A 1562-nucleotide genomic window follows, 5' to 3' on the forward strand; every position below is an offset into this window, starting at 1 on the left:
CAATCTCAAAGTCCCCCTTATTAAGGGGGATTTAGGGGGATCAATCTCAAAGTCCCCCTTATTAAGGGGGATTTAGGGGGATCAATCTCAAAGTCCCCCTTATTAAGGGGGATTTAGGGGGATCAATCTCAAAGTCCCCCTTATTAAGGGGGATTTAGGGGGATCAATTTACACCTCATGAGTATAATAATTGCTATAATATACTCTAAACAAGACAGGCTTGGAAATCTTGACGAAATTGGTTTTCATCAAGATTGCGGCCAATAAAGACTAACTCATTTTTTCTGGTTTCTTCTGGTTTCCAAGCACGGTCGGGACGACCCTCAAAAATCATATGTACTCCCTGGAAGACAAATCGATTCTCTTCTCCCATCACATTAAGAATACCTTTCATTCTGAAAATATTTTGCCCTTGGCTCTGTAATAATTCCGTTAGCCATGTGTTTAATTTTTCCAAATCTACTGCTCCTGATTCTACAATGGCAAAGGAAAAAACGGATTCATCATGTTCATGAGCATCTTCTCCTAATAAGTCCGGGTCAATGTCTAGAGCTTGTTTAAGGTCAAAAGCCCGCACCCCTAACACTGAATCCATATCAACTTCTGAGTTTTGGGTACGATAAATTTTGACTAAACCATTCATGGCTTTGATTTTTTGCTCTAATTCCTCCAGTTGTTGAGGGTCTACTAAATCAATTTTATTGAGCAAAATCACATTAGCGAAAGCAATTTGTTCCTGGGCTTCATCACTATCCCAGTGCTCTAAAATATGCTTAGCATCAACTACCGTTACCACGGCATCAAGGTCTAACTGGGTTTGAATCTCTTCATCCACAAAAAACGTTTGAATTACCGGGGCAGGATCAGCAAGCCCAGTGGTTTCAATCACTAAATGGTCAAACTTATCCCGTCTGCGCATCAAGTTACCGATGATTCTAATTAAATCTCCCCGCACGGTACAGCAAATACAACCGTTGTTCATTTCAAAGATTTCTTCATCGGCATCGATAACTAACTTATTGTCAATACCAACTTCCCCAAATTCATTAACAATTACCGCTACCTTTTTACCATGCTCGTAGGTCAAGATATGGTTGAGTAAGGTAGTTTTTCCGGCTCCTAAATAGCCAGTTAAAACCGTGACGGGTATAGCGTTATTTACAGTAGTTGCAACCATGACTAGTATAATGAATTAGTTAATTACAGCAATTTTCGCCCCCCTAGGGCGTGTTTTCTTGCCTCGGAGATCCCCCTAAATCCCCCTTAAAAAAGGGGGACTTTGAGAATGGCTCCCCCTTCCGCGCGGGGGGCTGGGGGGGATCTAAATCTTGCGGAAAACTTTGAAAACACGCCCTAGCCCCCCAAGCGAGCAATCCCTCGCTCGGGGGATTTAGGGGGCTTGACCAAAACCAAACGATCGCGCATTCATACTTCAATTTAGCAACGCCAGTTTTTGGATGTCTAGTTCCTGAATTTCTTCTATGGATTGATGAATCTTGTATTGTTGCGGAGGTGTTGTCATGATAGCAATCACGGTTTCTAAGGGAGGGCAATCTGCTTCA

General features: G+C 42.3%; 1 protein-coding gene. It reads right to left on the bottom strand.

All coding sequences use genetic code 11. The features are described from left to right. Window positions 1–205: 205 nt before the first annotated feature. On the bottom strand, window positions 206–1177 hold the full coding sequence (locus F6K53_RS41380; protein ID WP_293086171.1) for a GTP-binding protein: 972 nt from the start codon (window positions 1175–1177) through the stop codon (window positions 206–208). Between the last annotated feature and the right edge of the window lie 385 nt (window positions 1178–1562).

The organism is Moorena sp. SIO4A1 (genome assembly GCF_010672065.1).
Classification (GTDB): Bacteria; Cyanobacteriota; Cyanobacteriia; order Cyanobacteriales; family Coleofasciculaceae; genus Moorena.

Bases quoted from the DNA above. Each gene is read 5' to 3' on its own strand.
- F6K53_RS41380 (WP_293086171.1), bottom strand. From the start codon at position 1,177: ATGGTTGCAACTACTGTAAATAACGCTATACCCGTCACGGTTTTAACT.